Raw genomic sequence first — 19,869 nt, 5'->3', positions numbered from 1 at the left:
AACAGGTTCAAGATAATAAATAAAAGAGGCCTCACAGATTTTTTAATCTTTTGAGGCCTTTTTATTTAAAGTTTTTTAAACTCCAGAACTGAGATTATTCTTTCTCTGGTTTCTTTTCCTTCTTGGGTGGCATTGGGCCGCGAAGGTGAATTATGAGTCCGTTTAGGAAGTTTCGTAGAAATTGATCGCCGCACTCTACATATTTTGGATGATCTTCGGCTCTAAATATTGCACCTAATTCACTTTTAGTTACTTTAAAATCTACCAAAGCGCAAATTTTTACAATATCGTCGTCTCGTAATTTATGAGCGACTCTTAGTTTTTTAAAAATATCGTTGTTTGTTAATCCCATAAGGCAAATTTAGCTTTTTCCTGAGTTTTGCTTTTAACTTTTCAGGTTTAATTGTTTTTCAATTGCGTTTATTTTTTTGAGATCCGCATCATTTTTAATTACAGACTTTGCATCGCCAAACAGGTTTTTGGCTTCAATATCTAATACTTCATAATATTTTGCGTTAACTGCTTTTTGAGATTTCAGATAATAAAATAACATGCCCAGTTTTTGGATAATAATTATATCGTGTTTACAATAAGCTCGTATGGGTGCTAAAACCTGATATAAAAGTTCTTCAAAATCTACACTCCGCATCTTGATTAAAACTTTTTTATCTGCCTTTAAAAATTGCCTGTCTTGTTTTTGCATTCGTAAAGCCAAAAGTTCGGCTAAATAATCCAGCGCGTTAAGGGCAGTGCCGGGATCGTTAATTCCGGGAGACATTGCTTTTACAATAACCTCGGTAATTTGTTTAAATGCGAGTACATAATTGGTGTTTACTAACTCGCCGCGGGCAAGGCTAAAATTAGAAAGTACCTTTTTTAAGGTTTCATCGTCCAATTTTTCTTTAGATTTTAAAAGCGGAATTCCCTTTAAAATAAAAATTCCTTTTACAGGAAGAATCTCAAACTGGGTGTCTTTTTCGTTACAGATATCTAATAAATTATCTGAAGATAAATTCTGAAAATAGCCACTTTTTTCTGAATGGTACTCGTACCATTCTTTCGTGTCAGGGAATTCCTGATCTTCGTTTTCTTCAGTTTTCAGCAGAAAATTTAAACGTGTTTTTGCCTGTCTAAAAATGCGATCCAGGATATTGTTAATCTGTATGCTTTGCGAAATATTATGAATAAAATAAATAAAGGCGCCAATACAAATCACGGTAAAGATAATTCCGACTAATACCGAAAAACCTGGGGTTTGATAAGAGTCCCCTTCGGGCTGAATAGAAACCGCCACGAAAATACAGTAGAGTATAGTGGCCAGGTAGATTCCTAAAATAACCTGATGATTTTTATCAGAAATAAGTCCGGGAAGCAAGCGGGGAGAATAATTACTCGCCGCCTGATTGAGTAGAACCATCACCATAGAAAAGCTAAAAACCATCATAGAAATAAGTCCGGTAATGCAGGCGGTTAATATGCTAAGTGCGGTGTTGCCATTATCTACCACCAGCATTGGGATATGATCTAAGAGATACCGGGATACACCCTGATTTTCTATATATATAAGCGCGAATGCTATTAGGAAACCAAAAATTGCAAAAACACTGGGATAAAAAGCAATTTTACTTTGCAGGTTGGAAAGGAGAATATAAATGCGATTGAAAAAATACTTCATTTAATTTTATTGGAAAGTTACTCAAAAGTCAATAGAAATAAGCTTCTTTAATTTAATTGACAAATTGTCTGTTTAATTATGAATAAAAATGCCAAAAAGACATAAAATTAAGATTGGAATTTAAATTGCTAATAATTTATCAGAAATAATAAAATTAAAGTCTAACAAAAACATAAAAGCTATGAGTTTAATTAAAAGAAATGAGGCCAATTGGCTGCCATCGGTTTTTGACGATATGTTTAAAACCGATTGGTTAGGAGGAACTACAAATGTTAACAGTATAGGAACCAGTATTCCTGCTGTAAACATTCAGGAAACCGAAGACAACTTCAGCGTTGAAGTTGCTGCACCGGGTAAAACTAAAGAAGATTTTAATATTGAGCTTGATAATGATGTATTAACCATTTCTTCTGAAGAGAAAAAAGAAAATGAAACTTCAGAAAAAAATGGAAGGTACACCAGGAAGGAGTTTAGCTATAGCACATTTAAAAGAGCTTTTAGTTTACCAGATTCAGTAGACAGCGAAAAAATTTCTGCTTCTTATAAAGATGGGGTTCTTATTATAGAACTGCCAAAGCGGGAAGAAGCTAAAGTACAGGCTAAACGAATGATTGAGATTTCGTAATTTAGATAGTTAGTTTGATTAGTTAAAAAAACGTCCCTAACCGGACGTTTTTTTTATGCTGATTATTTAGGTATTTAAAGTTTCTTTAAATCGTCTAATTATATTTATATGGAAGATATATACGCAATTGAATTTTTATGCGTTAAAAAGAAACCGGGAACTCTATTATTATTTTAGATAATTGATATATTTACCCGCGAAGAACAGACCTATAAATCTATTTTTATGAACAGATATTTTCTACTGATTATTATTAGCATTTTTTGCGTGTCTTTTACTCAGGCCCAGGAGTATAGTTTTGGGATAAAAGGTGGTGGTAATTATGTCATGGGAGGCGAATTAACCGGACTTGATTCTGGGGAAGGATTTAACTCAGATACCTTTAATGCTGAATCGCAGTTTGGTTTTCACGCCGGTATATTTTTTGAATTGAATTTCGATAAATTCTTCGTTCGTCCTGAAATAATTTACAATTCTATGGAAACTGTATTTCCCTTTCCAAATCAGAATTCTACCTATGCTGTAGAAAAATTAAGTATTCCATTATTATTTGGCTATAATATATGGGGCCCTGTAGATGTTTATGCCGGACCTGCATACCAGAATATAATGAATGCAACTCTTGAGGGTACCGAGCCATTAAATCAAACTATTGTAGCACAAAATACTCCACTCGCGGCTCAGGCTGGAATAAAGGTGGGGTTTGGAAGATTTGAAATTGATCTTCGTTATGATAGAAGTTTAGCTTCAGCAGAAATTCAAGATGTAGATATTAATAATGGAGATTACGGTGTAAACCGGGCAGAATTTACAGACACCAGGTTAAATCAATTCCTGCTTAGCCTTAGCTTTAAAATAGGCGATAGCGAAAATAATACCGGGCGAAGAAGAGGTGGAGGATGTTATTTTTAACCGAAAAGTAAAAAGTAGATATCAAGCCTTAATTGTTAATTTTTCAATTAAGGCTTTTTTTATGAGAATAATCATAATATAAATGACTTAAAATCATTAAATTGATAGGTATATTTGCATGCCTAAATTTATTAAAATGAAAGACCTCTATTCCATAAAGCCAAAAAAGCGCAAACGTCTTATTTTATTGTTAAGTGCTTTTTTTGCACTCTTGTTAATTACCGAATTTATTGAGAAAAGGAGTTTGAAAAGCATAGATCAGGATTTTTCTTCTCTTTATCAGGATCGTCTTCTACCTGCATCCCAAATTTATGAGCTTTCTGAAATTCTCCATGAAAAAAGAATGCTTTTTGAAAATATTAAGGACAATGGAGAGTATAATGCGGCTTTCAATTTAAACGAAATTAAGACTTATAATTCTAAAATGGATCAGGTTTTACAAGATTATAGTCAAACCTATTTAGTAGAGCGGGAAGAGGTTTACTTTGAAGATTTCCAGAAGCATTATAAAGAATACCTGGTTTTGGAAAACACCATTCTTGAAAATTTAAGGGAAGAAGATTTTACTACTGCCAGCTATCTTATTAATAAAAATGCGAACGATTATTTTAAAGTCTTAAACCTGGATTTGCATAATATTGCCAGCATTCAACCGGAAGTAGGGCAACAATTAATGGCACATTATAAATCCAGTTCGGGAATCACTTCATTACTCTATTATTTTAAAATTGCATTAACCATTTTAATCGGTGTTTTTGTACTTCGTCTTTTAGGTTTAGAAAAGCTATTACGTCAACCCAAACAGCAATTTGAGCTGAATTAATATTGAAAAAATTCAAAAAAAATAAACCCCATAATTTGATAATTATGGGGTTAAATTATTACCTGATTTTTAGTTATTAAATATCAAAACGATCTAAGTTCATAACCTTATCCCAGGCTTTCACAAAGTCTTTTACAAACTTTTCCTGTGAGTCGTCACACCCGTATACTTCTGCTAAAGCACGAAGTTCAGAATTTGATCCAAAAATAAGATCTACTCTTGTGCCGGTCCACTTCACTTTTTTACTGGTACGGTCGCTTCCTTCAAATTCGGTTTGAGAATCTGATGTTGCTTTCCAGGTGGTTCGCATATCCAGAATGTTCTTAAAGAAATCGTTGGTTAACTGCCCTGGACGATCTGTAAAGACCCCGTGTTTAGAGCCGTCAAAGTTTGTATTTAAAACACGCATACCTCCAACTAAAACAGTCATTTCTGGTGGGGTTAAGCTTAATAGCTGAGCTCTGTCTACAAGCATTTCTTCAGCCGAAGCTGAAATATTATCCCTGTTTCTCGCATAATTTCGGAAACCGTCAGCATTAGGTTCTAAGGGTTCAAAAGCTTCCACATCGGTTTGCTCTGCCGTGGCATCGGTACGTCCTGGGGTAAATGGGACCCCAATATCAAAACCGGCATCTGCTGCAGCTTTCTTAATAGCCACGCAACCTCCAAGGACAATAAGATCTGCAAGGGAAACCTTTTTGTTTCCGGTTTGCGCATCATTAAATTCTTTTTGAATATTTTCGAGCTTGGTGATTACCTGTTGCAATTGTGGCGGATTGTTAACCTCCCAATGTCTTTGTGGTTCAAGCCTAATACGAGCACCATTTGCACCACCGCGTTTATCTGAATTTCTAAAAGTAGAGGCCGATCCCCAGGCGGTAGATACCAACTGCGATACCGTTAACCCTGAATTAAGGATTTTTTTCTTAAGTTCTGCTACGTCTTTATCATTAATTAATTCGTGATCTACTTTTGGTACAGGATCTTGCCAAATAAGCTCTTCTGAAGGAACTTCAGGGCCCAGATAGCGCGAAAGTGGTCCCATATCACGGTGGGTTAATTTATACCAGGCTTTAGAAAATGCTTCTGCAAATTCTTCAGGATTCTCGTAAAAATTTCTGGAAATCTTCTCGTATGCCGCATCTTCCTTTAAAGATAAATCGGTAGTAAGCATAAAAGGAGCGTGACTTTTAGAAGGATCGTGTGCATCTGGAATTGTACCGGCACCAGCATTATCTTTTGGTTTCCATTGGTAAGCTCCACCTGGTCCTTTAATGCATTCCCAGTCATATTTAAATAAATTGTCAAAGAAGCTGTTGCTCCATTTGGTAGGGGTATTGGTCCAGGCTCCTTCAATTCCACTGGTAATGGTATCTTCAGCATTTCCTTTTCCCATACTATTTTTCCAGCCTAACCCCATTTCTTCAATAGCACTGCCTGCAGGTTCTGCACCAACATATTGCTCTGCGTCTCCGGCACCGTGGGTTTTTCCAAAAGTGTGGCCTCCGGCTATAAGTGCAACCGTCTCATAATCGTTCATCGCCATGCGTCCAAAAGTTTCACGAATATCTTTGGCTGCTGCAACCGGATCGGGATTTCCGTTAGGTCCTTCCGGGTTGACGTAGATAAGCCCCATGTGGGAAGCTCCTAACGGACTTTCTAATTCGTTGTTTTCAGAATACCTTTCTTTATTTCCCAGCCATTCACCTTCAGAACCCCAATAGATGTCTTCTTCCGGTTCCCAAATGTCTTCGCGGCCACCACCAAATCCAAAGGTTTCTAATCCCATAGATTCCAGGGCGCAGTTTCCGGTAAGGATCATAAGATCTGCCCAGGAAATTTTTCTTCCATATTTTTCTTTAATTGGCCATAGTAAAAGTCGGGCTTTATCCAGGTTAGCATTATCTGGCCAGCTATTTAATGGGGCAAATCGCTGTGAACCAGAACTGGCACCGCCGCGACCATCACCTATACGGTAGGTTCCGGCACTATGCCAGGCCATACGTATAAAGAAAGGACCATAATGACCATAATCTGCCGGCCACCATTCCTGGGAATCTTCCATTAACTTAAAAATATCTTTCTTAACAGCTTTTAGGTCCAGGCTTTTAAATTCTTCGGCATAATTAAAATCTTCGTCCATAGGATTGGACAAATTGGAATGCTGTCTTAAAATTGACAGATTTAATTGGTTAGGCCACCAGTCGCGGTTAGAGGTTCCGCTACCTGCGGTTTTATCGAGTGCGCCACCCATAAACGGGCAACGGCTGGATTCGTTTACTTCCCATACCTTATGATTATCGGGATGGTTTCTGTGATCGTTTTTTTCCATAATTTGGAGAGTTTTAAAGGATTAATAGGATAAAAATACTATAATTATTTACTATGGAAATTTATTCTTCATATTAAATAACTATAGTGGTTATGGTTAAAACTATAATATAGTGAAAAATGCCGAACCTTTTTTTACTTAAAAGATTTCTGTTTTTAGCACCTCTATTCAATTTATTCCATTTAAAAATAATTGGGTTTTAATTTTCTTTAACTCTTTGTGCTAAAAAGCTAATGTTAAGCAAAATAACAATCGATTAACAACCTTTGTTTATGGATATGGCTAATTTCAAAAGGAAACCAAAAACTAATGAAGAAATGAAAACACTAACCAACAATTTTTACAAACCAGTATTTGTATTTGCACTTTTGCTTTTTGCAAGCTGTGGAAGTATGCAAAATACTGAAGATGATCTTAGAAGTGATGCTAGTGATGCAAGAAATGAAATTAGGCAGAATCACACTAACGCCTCTGAATTGCTAAATAACTCTGCCGGTTACGCAATTTTTCCAAACGTGGGTAAGGGAGCTTATGTAATTGGAGGAGCTTCCGGTAATGGCGTTGTTTATAAAAACAATACGATTATAGGATATGCAGACCTTAAACAGGTAGATATTGGCTTGCAGGCTGGAGGAAAAGCTTTTATTGAAGTGCTTTTCTTTGAAACCGATGCCGATCTGGAAAGATTTAAAGAAGGAGATTACGAACTTTCTGCAAATGCATCTGCCGTAATACTTGATAAAGGAGCTTCTCAAAGTATTGATTTTCAGGACGGAGTTGCCGTAGTTACCATTCCAAAAGGTGGTGCAATGGCAGGAGTTTCTGTAGGAGGACAGCGTTTTTCCTTTCAACCTAGATAGAAAATAATTATTGTAAGTATGAAAGCGGCTTTAGAGGCCGCTTTTTTATTTTATACCCTAATTTTTAAAAGGTATTTTTACTTAACTACAGCAAACTTAACCCAAATTAATTTAGCTTAAGAAATCCCCTTATCTTTGCTAAAAGAACCCTGTTAAAGATGATACCTGAAAGTATTTCTGTAGAAGAGAAATTGCAAGAGCGAATTAAAGAACTCTCCTGTCTTTATCAGGTTTCATCGGCAATAAGGGAGTTTGAGGGTTCTTATGAAGCTACTTTAGAATCTATTGTAAAAATTCTTAAAAATGCCTGGCGTTTTCCAGAATTGGCTACTGTAGAGATACAATGTGAATCGTATCATTTAAGTTCTAACCCGATTCCAAAAGAAGGTTATTCTCAAAAAAGTATTATTAAAATTTCAGAGAATGAAATAGGTTTCATAAAAGTACATTACCCGGCCTCAGACTTATCTAAAGCGCATTTTTTGGTAGAAGAACAGCGACTTTTAGATAAAATAGCCGATGAAATTGCGCTGTTTTTTGAACGCCAAAATATTAAAATACAGGAAGAACATTTAAAACAAACCGCTGCGAGAAATGACCGGTTGGCTATTCTGGGAGAAATTACCGCGGGAATAGCGCACGAGCTTAATACTCCCTTAGGTAATATTTTAGGTTTTGCTGAATTTATTGAAGAAAAAACGGCTGAAAAGCAAACAAAACGAGATGCGCAAAAGATCCTTAATTCAGCAATTTATTCCAGGGAAGTTGTAAAAAAACTCATGTTTTTCTCCTGTGATATGCCACAGGATATTAAAAAAATTAAGGTTAAACCCATTATTACCCAGGCACTTTCACTTTTAAAACCTAATTTTAAAAAAGCTAATATTCGGTTTAAATTTAATATTCAGGATCCTGCTTTAAAAGCACAGGTAGACCCTATACAATTAACCCAGGTATTTTTTAATTTAGTGATTAATGCGATTTATTATTCTCCGGAAAATTCCAAAATTGTTATTTCCATTAATAAAAACGAAACACATTATACTATTGAAATTGCCGATGAAGGAAAAGGAATTGCTCCTGAAGTGAAAGATAAAATTTTTGAACCTTTTTATACTACAAAACCACTGGGAGAAGGTTCCGGTCTTGGATTAAGTGTGGTTCATGGGATAATTAAAAGTCATAAAGGAGAAATTAGCATTGCCGATAACATTCCAAAAGGAACTATTTTTAAAATAAAATTACCATTGAATTTCTAATATGTCTATACGCAAAGAAAACTTACTTATAGTAGATGACGATTATGATATGCTTGAAGTATTGGACCGCCACCTAAAACAGGAGAATTACCATACTTACAAGGCAGGGTCGGTGATGGAAGCTATAGATATTTTAAAGCACAGCAGTATAGATTTATTGATCACCGATTTACAAATGCCGGGAATGAACGGAATGGAATTGGTGAAATATGTAGACGATCATTATCCTGAAATTCCAAAACTTGTAATTACCGGTTATCCTTCTATAGATAATGCACTTACCGCAATAAAATCTGGTGCTTTAGATTATTTGCCTAAACCTTTTACAAAATCTGAATTACTTACTTCAGTTAAAAAATCTTTAGTCAACCGGAAATCAGCGAAAAAAACCGCTTCTTCCCCCGAAATTAGAAATAATTATGGCGGAATGGTTGGCTCTTCAGCAAAATTTGAAGAACTGGTAGATATTATAGAAAGAGTGAAAAATAACCGTGCTACAATTTTAATAAGAGGAGAGAGTGGTACCGGGAAAGAACTGGTGGCACGGGCAATTCATTATAAAGGTTCTTTTGCTCAAAATCCATTTATTGCGGTAAACTGTGGTGCTATTCCCGAGAATTTACTGGAATCAGAATTATTTGGTTCTACTAAAGGGGCTTATACAGGTGCTTCAGAAACCCGCGAAGGTTACTTCCAGGCGGCTAATGGTGGTACTATTTTTTTAGATGAAATTGGTACAGCCTCGCTGGCGGTTCAGGTTAGGTTATTACGTGTGCTTCAGGAAAAAGAAGTAAGAAAACTGGGCGGTAGAAATTCAGAAAAAATCCAGGTTCGGGTAATTGCTGCAACAAACAGCGATTTACGCGAAATGGTAGAAAAAGGAACTTTCAGGGAAGATCTTTACTATCGTTTAAATGTGGTAGATATTCTTACGCCGCCTTTACGGGAAAGAAAAGAAGATATTCTACCGCTTGCCAAAACTTTTCTGGATAAATACCAGCGGGATTATGGCAAAACCGGTTTAAAATTATCAGATAAAACTGTTGAGATTTTAAAGCGTTACAATTGGCCGGGGAATATTAGGGAATTAGAAAACGTGATTCAACGAGCCATAATTATGAGTGAAGATGAAATTCTTCCGCAAGACCTACCGGCTTCGGTAAAATACCAGGTCCCGGCTGTAGATGAAGAATTAGTTGCCTTAAAAGAAGTAGAAAAAAAGCATATTTTAAAAGTTCTTGCAGCGGTAGATCAAAACAAATCTAAAGCTGCAGAAATCCTTCAAATAGACCGTAAAACCTTACGAGAAAAGATTAAATAAGCTGCGGGTAATTATCTCCCACCCGGGTAATTTCTTTCCAACACAGAAAATAATAGGAATTCAATTTTACTTCTTTGAGTCCTGATAATCAATACTTTAAAATATATATTCTCATTTTTTAATTTTTTGGGCACAGCTTTAGCTTTAGTGTATTCCAAAATACAGATTCTATGAATATAGTTGAAATGGAAAGACCGGCAGTTTTGGAAGAAAGTGAAAAGGAACTGGAGAATGCAGGTAGCGAACTCTTTAAAACGCTTTGCTTTAATTGCGATTTAAGGCACCACTGCAGCTGGAAAGATAACAGAAAAATGTATTGTGAACATTTTCAATAAAATTATAAAAGAATGATAGCAACAAAGTCAATGCCCAAACAAAGTATGTATGATACGGTTATTAAACAGTTTAATAAAACAGCCGATATCATAGATCTAAATCCAAATATTAAGAAAATACTTGAAATTACCAATAACGAGATCGTGGTACATTTTCCCGTGAAAATGGATAATGGTAAAGTAGAGATTTTTACCGGTTACCGGGTTCAGCATAATAATGCCCTGGGACCATATAAAGGCGGCTTACGTTACCACCCAACGGTAGATGTAGATGCAGCCAAAGCTCTGGCCATGTGGATGACCTGGAAAACCTCATTAGCAGGTTTACCTTATGGCGGAGCTAAAGGAGGAATCCAAATAGATCCCCGTAATTATTCTGATGCAGAACTGGAACGTATTACCCGTAGGTTTACCTATGCATTAGGGGAAAATATAGGGCCGGAACATGATATTCCTGCGCCAGATGTAAACACCAATGCGCAAACTATGGCCTGGATTGCAGATACTTATATGTCTACAATCTCTACTTCAGAACGTTCGCAAAATCAGCACGTGGTAACCGGAAAACCGGTAGGCTCTGGCGGTTTGGAAGGCCGTGATCGTGCTACTGGTTTTGGAGTGTATTTAACCACTAAAGAACTTGTAAAATCTCGTGGAGAATCTTTAAAAGATAAAACCTTTATTGTACAGGGATTCGGAAATGTAGGCTACTGGGCTTCAAAATTCTTAATTGAAGACGGCGCTAAAATGATTGCGGTACAGGATGCCCACGCTACATTGTATAATGAAGAAGGAATTTCAGTAGAAAAATTATTTGAACATTCAAGTCCAAGAAAAGGCTCTATCCAGGGCTTTACTGAAGCAAACGAAATGAATCCTGAAGATTTCTTTGGCCTGGAATGCGATATTCTAATTCCTGCTGCTCTTGGTAATCAGATTACCGGCGATAATGCTTTCAAAATAAAAGCTTCAATAGTTGCTGAAGGTGCTAATGGACCTACAAACGAAGAAGGTGAAGCGATTCTTTTAGAGAAAGGAATCACCATTATTCCAGATATTTTATGTAATTCTGGAGGTGTGATTGGTAGTTATTTTGAATGGCTGCAAAACAGAAATGGTGAATTATGGGAACTCGATGAAGTGATGCAGAAATTAGAGAAAAAATTGCTTCAGGTGTTTAAGAAAGTTGAAAAAGAAGTTGAAGAACGAAAAACCGACTGGCGAACTGCTGCTTATATTCTGGCTATTTCCAGGATTGAGACGGCCTATAACCAGCGAGGTATTTTTCCTTAATTAATTGTTGTGAAGAAATGAAATATGATGTCATTATAATTGAAAAGGTAGAATATGAGCTTTTAAAACGTATAGTTTCCATGGCGCAATATTATAAAGATAATACCTACCGTGCGTCTATAGAAAAGCTAAAGAACGAACTTGAATTTGCGAAAATTGTGAGTGAAAAAAATATGCCCGAAGATGTGGTGAGATTCAACTCTAAAGTTGAAATAGCTACTCCTTTTGGTATTAATAGAACATACCAAATTGTTACTCCAGATCATAGCAATATTAAAGAAAATAAGATTTCTATTCTTGCTCCTATGGGGCTGGCCTTATTTGGCTATGCCCAGGGAGACAAGGTAGAATGGGAATTCCCAACCGGTAAGAACGCTATTGATATTATAAAAGTAGAACAGACGGTAAGGGAAATGAAAATGCAAAAATAAAGGAAGATGAGGGAAAAATTTCAGGAACATCATAACGATGAGGAAATACAAATTTTAAGTATCCAATCTGAATCAGAAGACTGGGAAGAACACCTAATTTATATTAGTGAGGAAATTAATTTCTTCAGCAATATTTTAAAATCAGGTTTAAAAGAAACTATTAAGGTAGAAATAAACCAGGAAGATGCTTCTTACTTAAAGAAACAACTGGAGTTAATAAATAAGGCCAATGAGTTTCATTTAACCACCTTCTTTGATTACAAAAATAAACTGGAGGGATTAAAAGAATGTGACGATGTGCAGTGTGAAAACTTTTATTTAAAAGATCACCTGGTTTTTAAAACCACACTTAGAAAACATTTTAAAGATTTTCGACAGCTTAAAGTTTTAATATTTAAATTCTTAAAAGTTAGTTTCAACTAGTTTTTAAATTTGACTGTGTTTGGTTGACTAATGTGGGGCGATTTTTAATCGCCCCTTTTTTGTTTTTAAAAATGAATAGTAACCGCTACTACTCAAAATTAGATTCATTTTAAATTACAGAAATATTTTATTAAAAATTACTGTAAATATTCGCTCCATATATTTGATGTAAACATCCTATTAACAGTGGTTTAAGCAGTTCTGTTTCAGTTAATCCCCTTCCTTATGATTGGGGTCATAAAATAAGATTGACTTCTCGGGTAATTTTACCACCGAAATCAAAATCTATAACTATGAAATTAATTGTAAAAATAGGATTGGCTGTAGCCCTGGTATTTTCTTTTGCGGCTTGTGGCAATTCTGAAAAAGACGAAAAAGAAAGCCTACGCCTGGACGATTACTCTTCACAACCAAAAGAAAAAGAAACTGAAACCAAAGAAGCTGCCGCAGATTCGGGAGACGATTTATCTAATAAAGGAATTGGCCCGGTAAAATCTTTGGATTTGCCAGAAAGCATTAATTCTGATATGGCAGCCAATGGAGCCAGTATCTTTAAGAATATGTGTTCTGCCTGCCATAAAATGGATAAGAAATTTGTTGGTCCGGCTATAGAAGGTGTAACCGAAAGAAGATCGCCAGAATGGATTATGAATATGATTCTTAATCCAGAAGAGATGATTAAAAAAGATCCTATCGCCAAAAGATTAATGGTAGAGTCTAATATGGCAATTATGGCCAATCAGGGACTGGAAGAAGACCAGGCCAGGGCTATTGTAGAATATTTTAGACAGTATGATGCCGAAAACTGATGATACTCATAAAAACCTATAAACCTACACTTTAGTTTTGAACCATATTTGAAATAATACCTAATCATATGAAAACAATCACAAATTTTATCGCCGTATTTGCACTTGCCGCAATCTTTACATCCTGTAACCAGAATGATGAAGGAGGGAAATCGGGTGCTATGGCTTCCAGTGCTGCAGAAAAAGTTTATGTTAGCCCTGGAGAACACGACGAATACTACGCTTTCCTTTCTGGAGGTTACAGTGGGAACCTAACCGTTTACGGGCTTCCGTCTGGAAGAATGCTTAAAGAAATCCCTGTATTTTCTCAGTTTCCTACCAATGGGTATGGTTATTCTGAAGAAACTAAAGATATGCTAAAAACCTCGTTTGGTATGGTGCCGTGGGGAGATTCTCACCACCCCGATATTTCCCAAACTAACGGGGAAATAGATGGAAGGTGGATTTTTATAAATGAGAACAACACCCCCAGAATTGCCAGGATAAGCCTGGAAACATTCGAAACCGAAGAGATTATTGAAATCCCACATAGTGCGGGTAACCACTCTTCTTCTTATGTTACCGAAAACACCGAATATGTGGTGGCCGGTACACGATTTTCAGTGCCTTATCCTCAAAAAGACATGCCTATAGATGAAATGAAAGGAAATTTTAGAGGACCTTTAACTTTTATCGCAGTAGGCGATGATGGCCATATGGAAATTGATTTTCAAATAGATATGCCCGGTTTTAATTATGATCTTTCTCACCCCGGTCGCGGCGAATCTCACGGCTGGTTCTTCTTTACCACTTATAATACCGAAGAATCACATACTATGCAGGAAGTAAATGCTTCGCAAAATGATAAGGATTTTATTGCTGCAGTTAACTGGAAGAAAATAAGCGAATATGTAGAAAATGGAGGCGGGGAGACTATGGATGCCGAATATGTGCATAATGTGTTTGACCACGATACTCAAACTACTATTTCTACCACCAAAAACGAAGTGCTTAGAGTAGATCCTCGTGATATACCCGGTGCAGTATATTTTATGCCAACTCCCAAATCTCCTCACGGTTGTGATGTAGATCCTTCAGGACAATATATTATTGGAAACGGAAAACTTTCCAGTGACCTTACCGTGCATTCATTCAGTAAAATGCTTGATGCTATTGAAAATGAAGAATTTGATGGAGATGCTTACGGAATTCCAGTACTTAATTTTGAGTCTACCTTAGCCGGAACCGTTAAGGAAGCAGGTTTAGGCCCATTGCACACTGAATTTGATGATAAAGGAAATGCTTATACTACATTCTTTATCTCTTCTGAAGTTGTAAAATGGAAATTAGATACCTGGGAAGTTGTAGATAGACAGCCAAGTTATTACTCTGTAGGTCACTTAATGATTTCTGGAGGAAACTCAAGAAAACCAGATGGAAAATATATGATTTCCTTAAACAAAATCACCAAAGACAGGTATTTACCAACCGGCCCCGAGCTAGAACACTCTGCGCAGTTGTTTGATATTTCAGGTGATAAAATGGAATTGTTACTTGATTTTCCAACACACGGTGAACCGCACTACGCAGCTGCCATTAAAGCCGATAAAATCAAAGAAAATTCAAAAAAGATTTATCGTTTAGATGAGAATAATCACAAGTATGCCGCTGTTAATGAAAGTGAAACCAAAATGGTTCGTGAGGGCAATGAAGTTCACGTGTATATGACCACGGTAAGAAGCCACTTTGCTCCAGATAACCTTGAAGGTATTCACGTGGGAGATAAAGTATATTTCCACGTAACCAACTTAGAGCAGGATTTTGATGTACCTCACGGTTTCGCAGTAATTGGAGCTAATACTTCAGAGCTTTTAATAATGCCGGGACAAACAAAAACCATTACGTGGGAACCTAAGAAACCCGGTGTATGGCCATTCTATTGTACCGATTTCTGTTCTGCACTTCACCAGGAAATGCAGGGTTACATAAGAGTTTCTGCAGAAGGAGCTAATACCCCTATGAAATGGGGCTTAGATGACGAATATACAAGTAACTAGTTAAAGGTTGTTTTTAGATTGAAAAAGGAGGGTGGCGGCCAGTTGTTTGCGCCCTCCTTTATTTTTTAAAGGCTTTCTAAGACAATACTTTTTTATAGCCTCCCAAATCTATTTAATAATACATAAACATATGAAACGTTCTGCAATTTTAATGATATTAGGCTCACTTCTCTTGTTAGGCCTGTTTTATTTTCCTTTATGGAATATTCAACTTGGCGCACCCCAATACCCCGATCCTATGGGAATGGATATTTTTATTAGCGGGATAGAAGGAGAAGAAGAATTTGATATTCAGAATATAGACGGGGTAAATCATTATATAGGAATGAAGAAAATTCCGAAGCCGGCTGAAATGTGGGAGTTCCAGGTTTTTCCCATAGTCATTGCGGGTATGGCAATATTAGGAGTTCTCTTAGGTGCTTTAGGATTTTTTAAAAAAATCCCCGCTTCCTGGTTTTTAGGTTGGTTTATCTTAATGCTTGTTCTTGGTTTGCTGGGAATGTACGATTTCAATAACTGGTTGTTAGATTACGGTACAGATCTGGATCCTAAAGCCATTATAAAATTAACCGATTCTGAAGGAAACCCTATAAACTATAAACCACCATTATTCGGTACTCAGAAAATCCTGAACTTTACCGCCCATTCGTATCCCAGAACCGGTGCTTACCTTATGTTTATTGGAATGTCATTAACTTTGGTAGCCTGGTGGATTCGTAAAAAAGCTTTAAAAACCCTGAAATAATGAAATTTTCATTTTACATATTAGCCATAGTCTTTGTTTTTTCGGCCTGTAGTTTTGAGCCAGAACCAATTAAGTATGGTAAAGACCATTGTCACTTTTGTCAAATGACGATTGTAGAGCAGGCTTACTCGGCACAGCTGGTAACAGACAAGGGTAAACAGTATAAATACGATGCTATAGAATGCCTGGTGAATGATATGAACCAGAGAGAATACCAAACTTCTTTTCTTTTAGTTTCTAATTACGATAAACCCGGCAACATGCTACCGGTTTCTGATGCCGGCTTTGTACAAAACGATAGTTTACGAAGCCCAATGGGAGCTAACCTTGCCGCTGTGAAAAAAGAAAGCCGTGATAGCGGAGAACTTCAGGACTGGGAAGAATTGAAAAATAATTTTAAGTAATTTACCATGAAAGTTGTGCTCTTCATCTTCCTTTCTTTTATTAGTTTCAGCTTTTACGCTACAGAAATTACGGTTTGTGAAACCTGCGAAATCAAATCGATTAAAAACGCGGTTGAAGTTGCGAAATCTGGGGACACCATTAGAGTAAAACCCGGTGTTTACAAGGAAAATGATATTGTTATAAGTGATAAATCTTTAACCCTAATTGGCGAAGATTTCCCGGTTATTGATGCTGAAATGCAAGGCACGGCAATTAGTTTTAGGGCTGATGCATTTGCAATTGAAGGCTTTAAAATCATCAATATAGGGAGAAGTCATACCAGCGATTTTTCCGCAATTTTAGTCAGTAATTCCACTAATTTTGAAGTTAAGAATAACCGTTTTGATAATATTTTCTTCGGAATTTTAATAGAACGTTCTAATAACGGGCGTATTGTGGGTAACCAGGTGACCGGTAAAGCAACCAGCCAGGCTCACTCCGGCAATGCTATTCATCTTTGGAAAACTTCAGAAATGCATATTGAAGATAATCACCTGGAAGGCGTTCGCGACGGAATTTACCTGGAATTTACAGACGATACCGAAATTATAAATAATGTATGTAAGAATAATTTAAGATACGGGCTGCATTTTATGTTTTCTGATGGTAATACCTATTCCGGGAACCTTTTTGAAAATAATGGAGCAGGAGTAGCGGTAATGTATTCAAAAGAAATTTTAATGTACCGCAATACGTTTAAAAACAACTGGGGAAGCGCTTCTTATGGTTTATTGCTGAAAGACATAACAGATTCTGAATTAAAACAGAATACTTTTGAAGAAAACACCGTTGGCATTAGCGCCGATAATACCAACCGGATAAATTATATAGAAAACGATTTTAAAAGTAACGGCTATGCTGTAAAAATTAGAGGTGGCTGCTACAATAACGTTTTTAATCGAAATAATTTTTTATATAATTCTTTTGATCTTACCTATACTGGGCATAGTAACGGGAATACTTTTAACGGGAATTACTGGAGCAATTATTCCGGCTACGATCTTGATAAAAACAATTTTGGAGATATCCCTTACAGGCCGGTGAGTTTATTTTCTTATTTAGTAGATAAAACGCCTGAAAGTATTGTAATGCTTAGAAGCCTGTTTATAGACTTAATTGAATTTTCAGAAAAAGTTTCTCCCATTTTTACACCGGCCAATGTGCTGGACGAACAACCTTATATTAGAAAAATACAATGGTAACGGTAACAAATCTTCATAAACGTTTTGGATCCCAAAAGGTTTTAAACGGCTTAAACCTGGAGACCAATGTCCCGGGAATAATTGCGGTTCTTGGTCCCAATGGTTCGGGAAAAACCACACTTATTAAAAGCTTGCTGGGTATGGTAATTCCGCAAAAAGGAGAAATCGCTGTAAATGGTAAGAAAATTCGCCGGCAAAGTGACTACCGGCAGGAGATTGATTATCTACCGCAAATTGCCAATTTCCCCGGCAACCTTACCGTAAAAGAATTGATTGGAATGATCAAAGATCTAAGGGGAAAACCTGCCCGGGATAAAGAACTAATTGCTTTTTTTGGTATAGAAAATTTCCTGGATAAAAAACTGAGTAAACTCTCTGGTGGTACCCGCCAAAAAGTGAATATCGTACTGTGTTTTATGTTTGACAGTCCGTTGATAATTTTAGATGAACCTACCTCAGGGCTGGATCCTGCTTCTTTAATTAAACTCAGAGAGTTATTGCAAAAGGAAAAAGCAGCCGGAAAAACAATAATTATTACTTCTCATATTATGAATTTCGTAGAAGAAACGGCTGATAGAATTTTATTCCTGTTAGAAGGCGTAATTTATTTTAACGGTAGTATTACCGAGCTAAAAACACAAACCGGTCAGGATGATCTTGAACATGCTATTGCCCAAATTTTAACCTAAGCATTATGTTTAAAATTCTTAAATACAGTTTTTTTGATCTTTTTAGAAGTCGGTGGAGCTTTGTTTATTTCTTCTTCTATCTGTTATTAGGTTTGGTGTTATTGTTTTTAAACAACGACCTTTCTAATGCGATCATTACCTTAATGAATGTTATTATTGTTCTGGTACCGCTTATAGGGACTATTTTTGGGATTATGTATTTTTATAATTCCCGGGAATTTACCGAGCTGCTCCTGGCGCAACCCATAGCCCGAAAACATATTTTTTTAGGGCAATATTTAGGCGTGGCAATATCGTTGGCTCTTAGCCTGGTTTTAGGGCTGGGAATTCCTTTTATAATTTACGGGTTATTTGAATCTTCAGCCATTTGGGATTTCCTTTCTTTATTGGTAGTTGGTTCTTTTCTTACTTTTATTTTTACCGCACTTTCCTTTGGAATAGCCCTTAGGTTTGAGAATAAAATTAAAGGTTTCGGGATGGCAATTTTAATGTGGTTATTCCTCGCAATTATTTACGACGGAATTTTCCTTTTACTTTTAATGTATTTCCAGGAATATCCTTTAGAAGATTTTGCCTTGGCTGCAAGTGTACTAAATCCTATAGATTTAAGCCGAACCTTAATTTTACTAAAATTAGATATTTCAGCACTTTTAGGATATACCGGTGCAGTGTTTAAATCATTTTTTGGTACAACCAAAGGGAGTATTATAAGTTTTGGTGTGTTGCTGGCCTGGGTAATTTTACCGGTTTGGGGAATGCTGCGCCTGGCTTCAAAAAAAGATTTTTAACCGAATTAACGATAAACTTTTCCGCTTCTAATTTTTAGTTCGCCTTTCTTTTCCAGGCCTTTCATAGCCCTAATTACGGTTTCTACTCGAAGTCCGGTTAAATCGGCTATCTGTTGGCGGGTAAGGTTAACTTTAAATTTAAACTGCCCTTCAATTTGATGTACGTAACGCTTTAGATAATCCAGGATCCTGATTATTCGATGTTCGGGGTCCTGGCTTGAAATTTCGGAAACCATAATCGCTTTGTAAAAAAGCCTTTCAGCCAGGGTGCGGGTGAGTTTTAGGTGGGTTTCGGGATGCTTTGTAAGTAGCTCCAGGAAATTTAGTTTTGGTAACTTTAAAACTTCAGAGGTTTTTATAGCTTCAGCATTGGCGGGATATTTTACATCGGCCAGCAAGGGTGGTTCGCCAAAAGTTTGACCATCAGTAAACATTCCCTGTATAAATTCCTTTCCGTCGGCATTATAATTATTCATCTTGATCTCCCCGGAAATAATTTGAAAGAAATTAAGTGCAATTTCCCCTTCCCTAAAAAGCTGATCGCCTTTGTGGTAAGTTTCTCTTGAAGCTCCAAATTCCAGTAAAATATTTTCCGCAACCATATTTTAAATTTTAATCAAAGCAAACTTATAAAAAACAAGGAAACCAAACAGGAATTAAAATACTAAAGCTTGGTAATTCATTTTTTATGCTTCAACAAATTCACTCCTAAAATCCATCCCACGGCAATAGGCATTAAGGCGCTTACTAAAACAAGTAAAAGAAAGTAATTACCAAAAAAAGGCAGTCCTAACCAAAGTACCAGGCCCTTATAGAAAATTAGTGCTTCTGAAATTAGAAAACCGCTGAGGTAAAGGTAAAAAGCAT

21 protein-coding genes and 1 pseudogene are annotated in these 19,869 nt (G+C 36.4%); 17 read left to right on the top strand and 5 right to left on the bottom strand.

Features of this window, described 5'->3' with window-relative positions; genetic code table 11:
- Positions 1-94: 94 nt before the first annotated feature.
- Together AACZ30_RS05620 and AACZ30_RS05615 are read right to left on the bottom strand one after the other, a co-directional pair.
- Positions 95-352 (bottom strand): DUF1456 family protein, encoded by a 258-nt coding sequence (locus tag AACZ30_RS05620; RefSeq protein WP_037319632.1) that lies wholly within the window; start codon positions 350-352, stop codon positions 95-97.
- Positions 353-385: 33 nt separating this feature from the next.
- Positions 386-1,675 carry a DUF2254 domain-containing protein gene (locus tag AACZ30_RS05615; RefSeq protein WP_339648199.1) on the bottom strand — a complete coding sequence of 430 codons (1,290 nt, stop codon included), beginning with the start codon at positions 1,673-1,675 and terminating at the stop codon, positions 386-388.
- Positions 1,676-1,856: 181 nt separating this feature from the next.
- On the opposite strand from AACZ30_RS05615, the gene AACZ30_RS05610 reads away from it, so the two are divergent.
- The 3 genes from AACZ30_RS05610 to AACZ30_RS05600 all read left to right on the top strand — a co-directional run bounded on the left by AACZ30_RS05610 (position 1,857) and on the right by AACZ30_RS05600 (position 4,035).
- Positions 1,857-2,300, top strand: coding sequence for an Hsp20/alpha crystallin family protein (locus tag AACZ30_RS05610; protein ID WP_093306320.1), 444 nt, complete (start codon positions 1,857-1,859; stop codon positions 2,298-2,300).
- Positions 2,301-2,525: 225 nt separating this feature from the next.
- On the top strand, positions 2,526-3,212 hold the full coding sequence (locus AACZ30_RS05605) for an outer membrane beta-barrel protein (protein ID WP_339648197.1): 687 nt from the start codon (positions 2,526-2,528) through the stop codon (positions 3,210-3,212).
- 136 nt (positions 3,213-3,348) lie between these two features.
- On the top strand, positions 3,349-4,035 hold the full coding sequence (locus tag AACZ30_RS05600; RefSeq protein ID WP_339648196.1) for an MCP four helix bundle domain-containing protein: 687 nt from the start codon (positions 3,349-3,351) through the stop codon (positions 4,033-4,035).
- Positions 4,036-4,111: 76 nt separating this feature from the next.
- Here the strand turns inward: AACZ30_RS05600 and katG are convergent, their stop codons facing one another.
- Positions 4,112-6,367: a catalase/peroxidase HPI gene (katG, locus tag AACZ30_RS05595; protein ID WP_339648195.1), complete on the bottom strand. Its 2,256-nt coding sequence runs from the start codon at positions 6,365-6,367 to the stop codon at positions 4,112-4,114.
- Between the two features lie 317 nt (positions 6,368-6,684).
- Here katG and AACZ30_RS05590 point away from each other — a divergent pair, with 317 nt between their 5' ends.
- From AACZ30_RS05590 to AACZ30_RS05525, 14 genes are all read left to right on the top strand, one after another.
- The gene (locus AACZ30_RS05590; protein WP_339648194.1) at positions 6,685-7,227 is read left to right on the top strand and encodes a lipid-binding SYLF domain-containing protein; all 543 of its coding nucleotides are present in this window, start codon (positions 6,685-6,687) and stop codon (positions 7,225-7,227) included.
- 158 nt (positions 7,228-7,385) lie between these two features.
- Positions 7,386-8,486 (top strand): HAMP domain-containing sensor histidine kinase, encoded by a 1,101-nt coding sequence (locus AACZ30_RS05585; RefSeq protein WP_339648192.1) that lies wholly within the window; start codon positions 7,386-7,388, stop codon positions 8,484-8,486.
- A 1-nt stretch (position 8,487) separates the two neighbouring features.
- Positions 8,488-9,807: a sigma-54 dependent transcriptional regulator gene (locus AACZ30_RS05580; RefSeq protein WP_339648191.1), complete on the top strand. Its 1,320-nt coding sequence runs from the start codon at positions 8,488-8,490 to the stop codon at positions 9,805-9,807.
- Positions 9,808-9,977: 170 nt separating this feature from the next.
- Complete coding sequence (locus AACZ30_RS05575) at positions 9,978-10,142, top strand: hypothetical protein (protein ID WP_339648190.1); 165 nt, start codon at positions 9,978-9,980, stop codon at positions 10,140-10,142.
- 12 nt (positions 10,143-10,154) lie between these two features.
- The gene (locus AACZ30_RS05570) at positions 10,155-11,435 is read left to right on the top strand and encodes a Glu/Leu/Phe/Val dehydrogenase (protein WP_208224793.1); all 1,281 of its coding nucleotides are present in this window, start codon (positions 10,155-10,157) and stop codon (positions 11,433-11,435) included.
- Positions 11,436-11,452: 17 nt separating this feature from the next.
- Complete coding sequence (locus AACZ30_RS05565; RefSeq protein WP_339648188.1) at positions 11,453-11,866, top strand: GreA/GreB family elongation factor; 414 nt, start codon at positions 11,453-11,455, stop codon at positions 11,864-11,866.
- Positions 11,867-11,872: 6 nt separating this feature from the next.
- The gene (locus tag AACZ30_RS05560; protein WP_339648186.1) at positions 11,873-12,289 is read left to right on the top strand and encodes a hypothetical protein; all 417 of its coding nucleotides are present in this window, start codon (positions 11,873-11,875) and stop codon (positions 12,287-12,289) included.
- 293 nt (positions 12,290-12,582) lie between these two features.
- The gene (locus tag AACZ30_RS05555; protein ID WP_339648184.1) at positions 12,583-13,098 is read left to right on the top strand and encodes a cytochrome c; all 516 of its coding nucleotides are present in this window, start codon (positions 12,583-12,585) and stop codon (positions 13,096-13,098) included.
- Between the two features lie 68 nt (positions 13,099-13,166).
- Positions 13,167-15,134 (top strand): Sec-dependent nitrous-oxide reductase, encoded by a 1,968-nt coding sequence (nosZ, locus tag AACZ30_RS05550; RefSeq protein WP_208224797.1) that lies wholly within the window; start codon positions 13,167-13,169, stop codon positions 15,132-15,134.
- A 130-nt stretch (positions 15,135-15,264) separates the two neighbouring features.
- Positions 15,265-15,879, top strand: a complete 615-nt coding sequence (locus AACZ30_RS05545) for a hypothetical protein (RefSeq protein ID WP_339648183.1) — start codon at positions 15,265-15,267, stop codon at positions 15,877-15,879.
- Positions 15,879-16,283 (top strand): nitrous oxide reductase accessory protein NosL, encoded by a 405-nt coding sequence (locus AACZ30_RS05540; protein WP_339648182.1) that lies wholly within the window; start codon positions 15,879-15,881, stop codon positions 16,281-16,283. Before AACZ30_RS05545 ends, AACZ30_RS05540 begins: the two co-directional genes overlap by 1 nt.
- 6 nt (positions 16,284-16,289) lie before the next feature.
- Positions 16,290-17,525 carry a nitrous oxide reductase family maturation protein NosD gene (locus AACZ30_RS05535; RefSeq protein WP_339648181.1) on the top strand — a complete coding sequence of 412 codons (1,236 nt, stop codon included), beginning with the start codon at positions 16,290-16,292 and terminating at the stop codon, positions 17,523-17,525.
- Positions 17,519-18,214 (top strand): ABC transporter ATP-binding protein, encoded by a 696-nt coding sequence (locus AACZ30_RS05530; protein ID WP_208224801.1) that lies wholly within the window; start codon positions 17,519-17,521, stop codon positions 18,212-18,214. Before AACZ30_RS05535 ends, AACZ30_RS05530 begins: the two co-directional genes overlap by 7 nt.
- A 5-nt stretch (positions 18,215-18,219) precedes the next feature.
- Positions 18,220-19,002, top strand: a complete 783-nt coding sequence (locus AACZ30_RS05525) for an ABC-2 transporter permease (protein ID WP_286760710.1) — start codon at positions 18,220-18,222, stop codon at positions 19,000-19,002.
- A gap of 5 nt (positions 19,003-19,007) precedes the next feature.
- Here AACZ30_RS05525 and AACZ30_RS05520 read toward each other — a convergent pair whose 3' ends face one another.
- Both AACZ30_RS05520 and AACZ30_RS05515 read right to left on the bottom strand, forming a co-directional pair.
- On the bottom strand, positions 19,008-19,604 hold the full coding sequence (locus AACZ30_RS05520) for a Crp/Fnr family transcriptional regulator (RefSeq protein WP_075326077.1): 597 nt from the start codon (positions 19,602-19,604) through the stop codon (positions 19,008-19,010).
- A gap of 77 nt (positions 19,605-19,681) precedes the next feature.
- Positions 19,682-19,869: pseudogene (locus AACZ30_RS05515) on the bottom strand (hypothetical protein); the annotation flags it as partial.

Source organism: uncultured Salegentibacter sp. (genome assembly GCF_963972535.1).
GTDB lineage: Bacteria > Bacteroidota > Bacteroidia > Flavobacteriales > Flavobacteriaceae > Salegentibacter.
The sequence above is the reverse complement of the archived record's forward strand: the minus strand, read 5'-3'. Positions and strand labels throughout refer to the sequence as shown.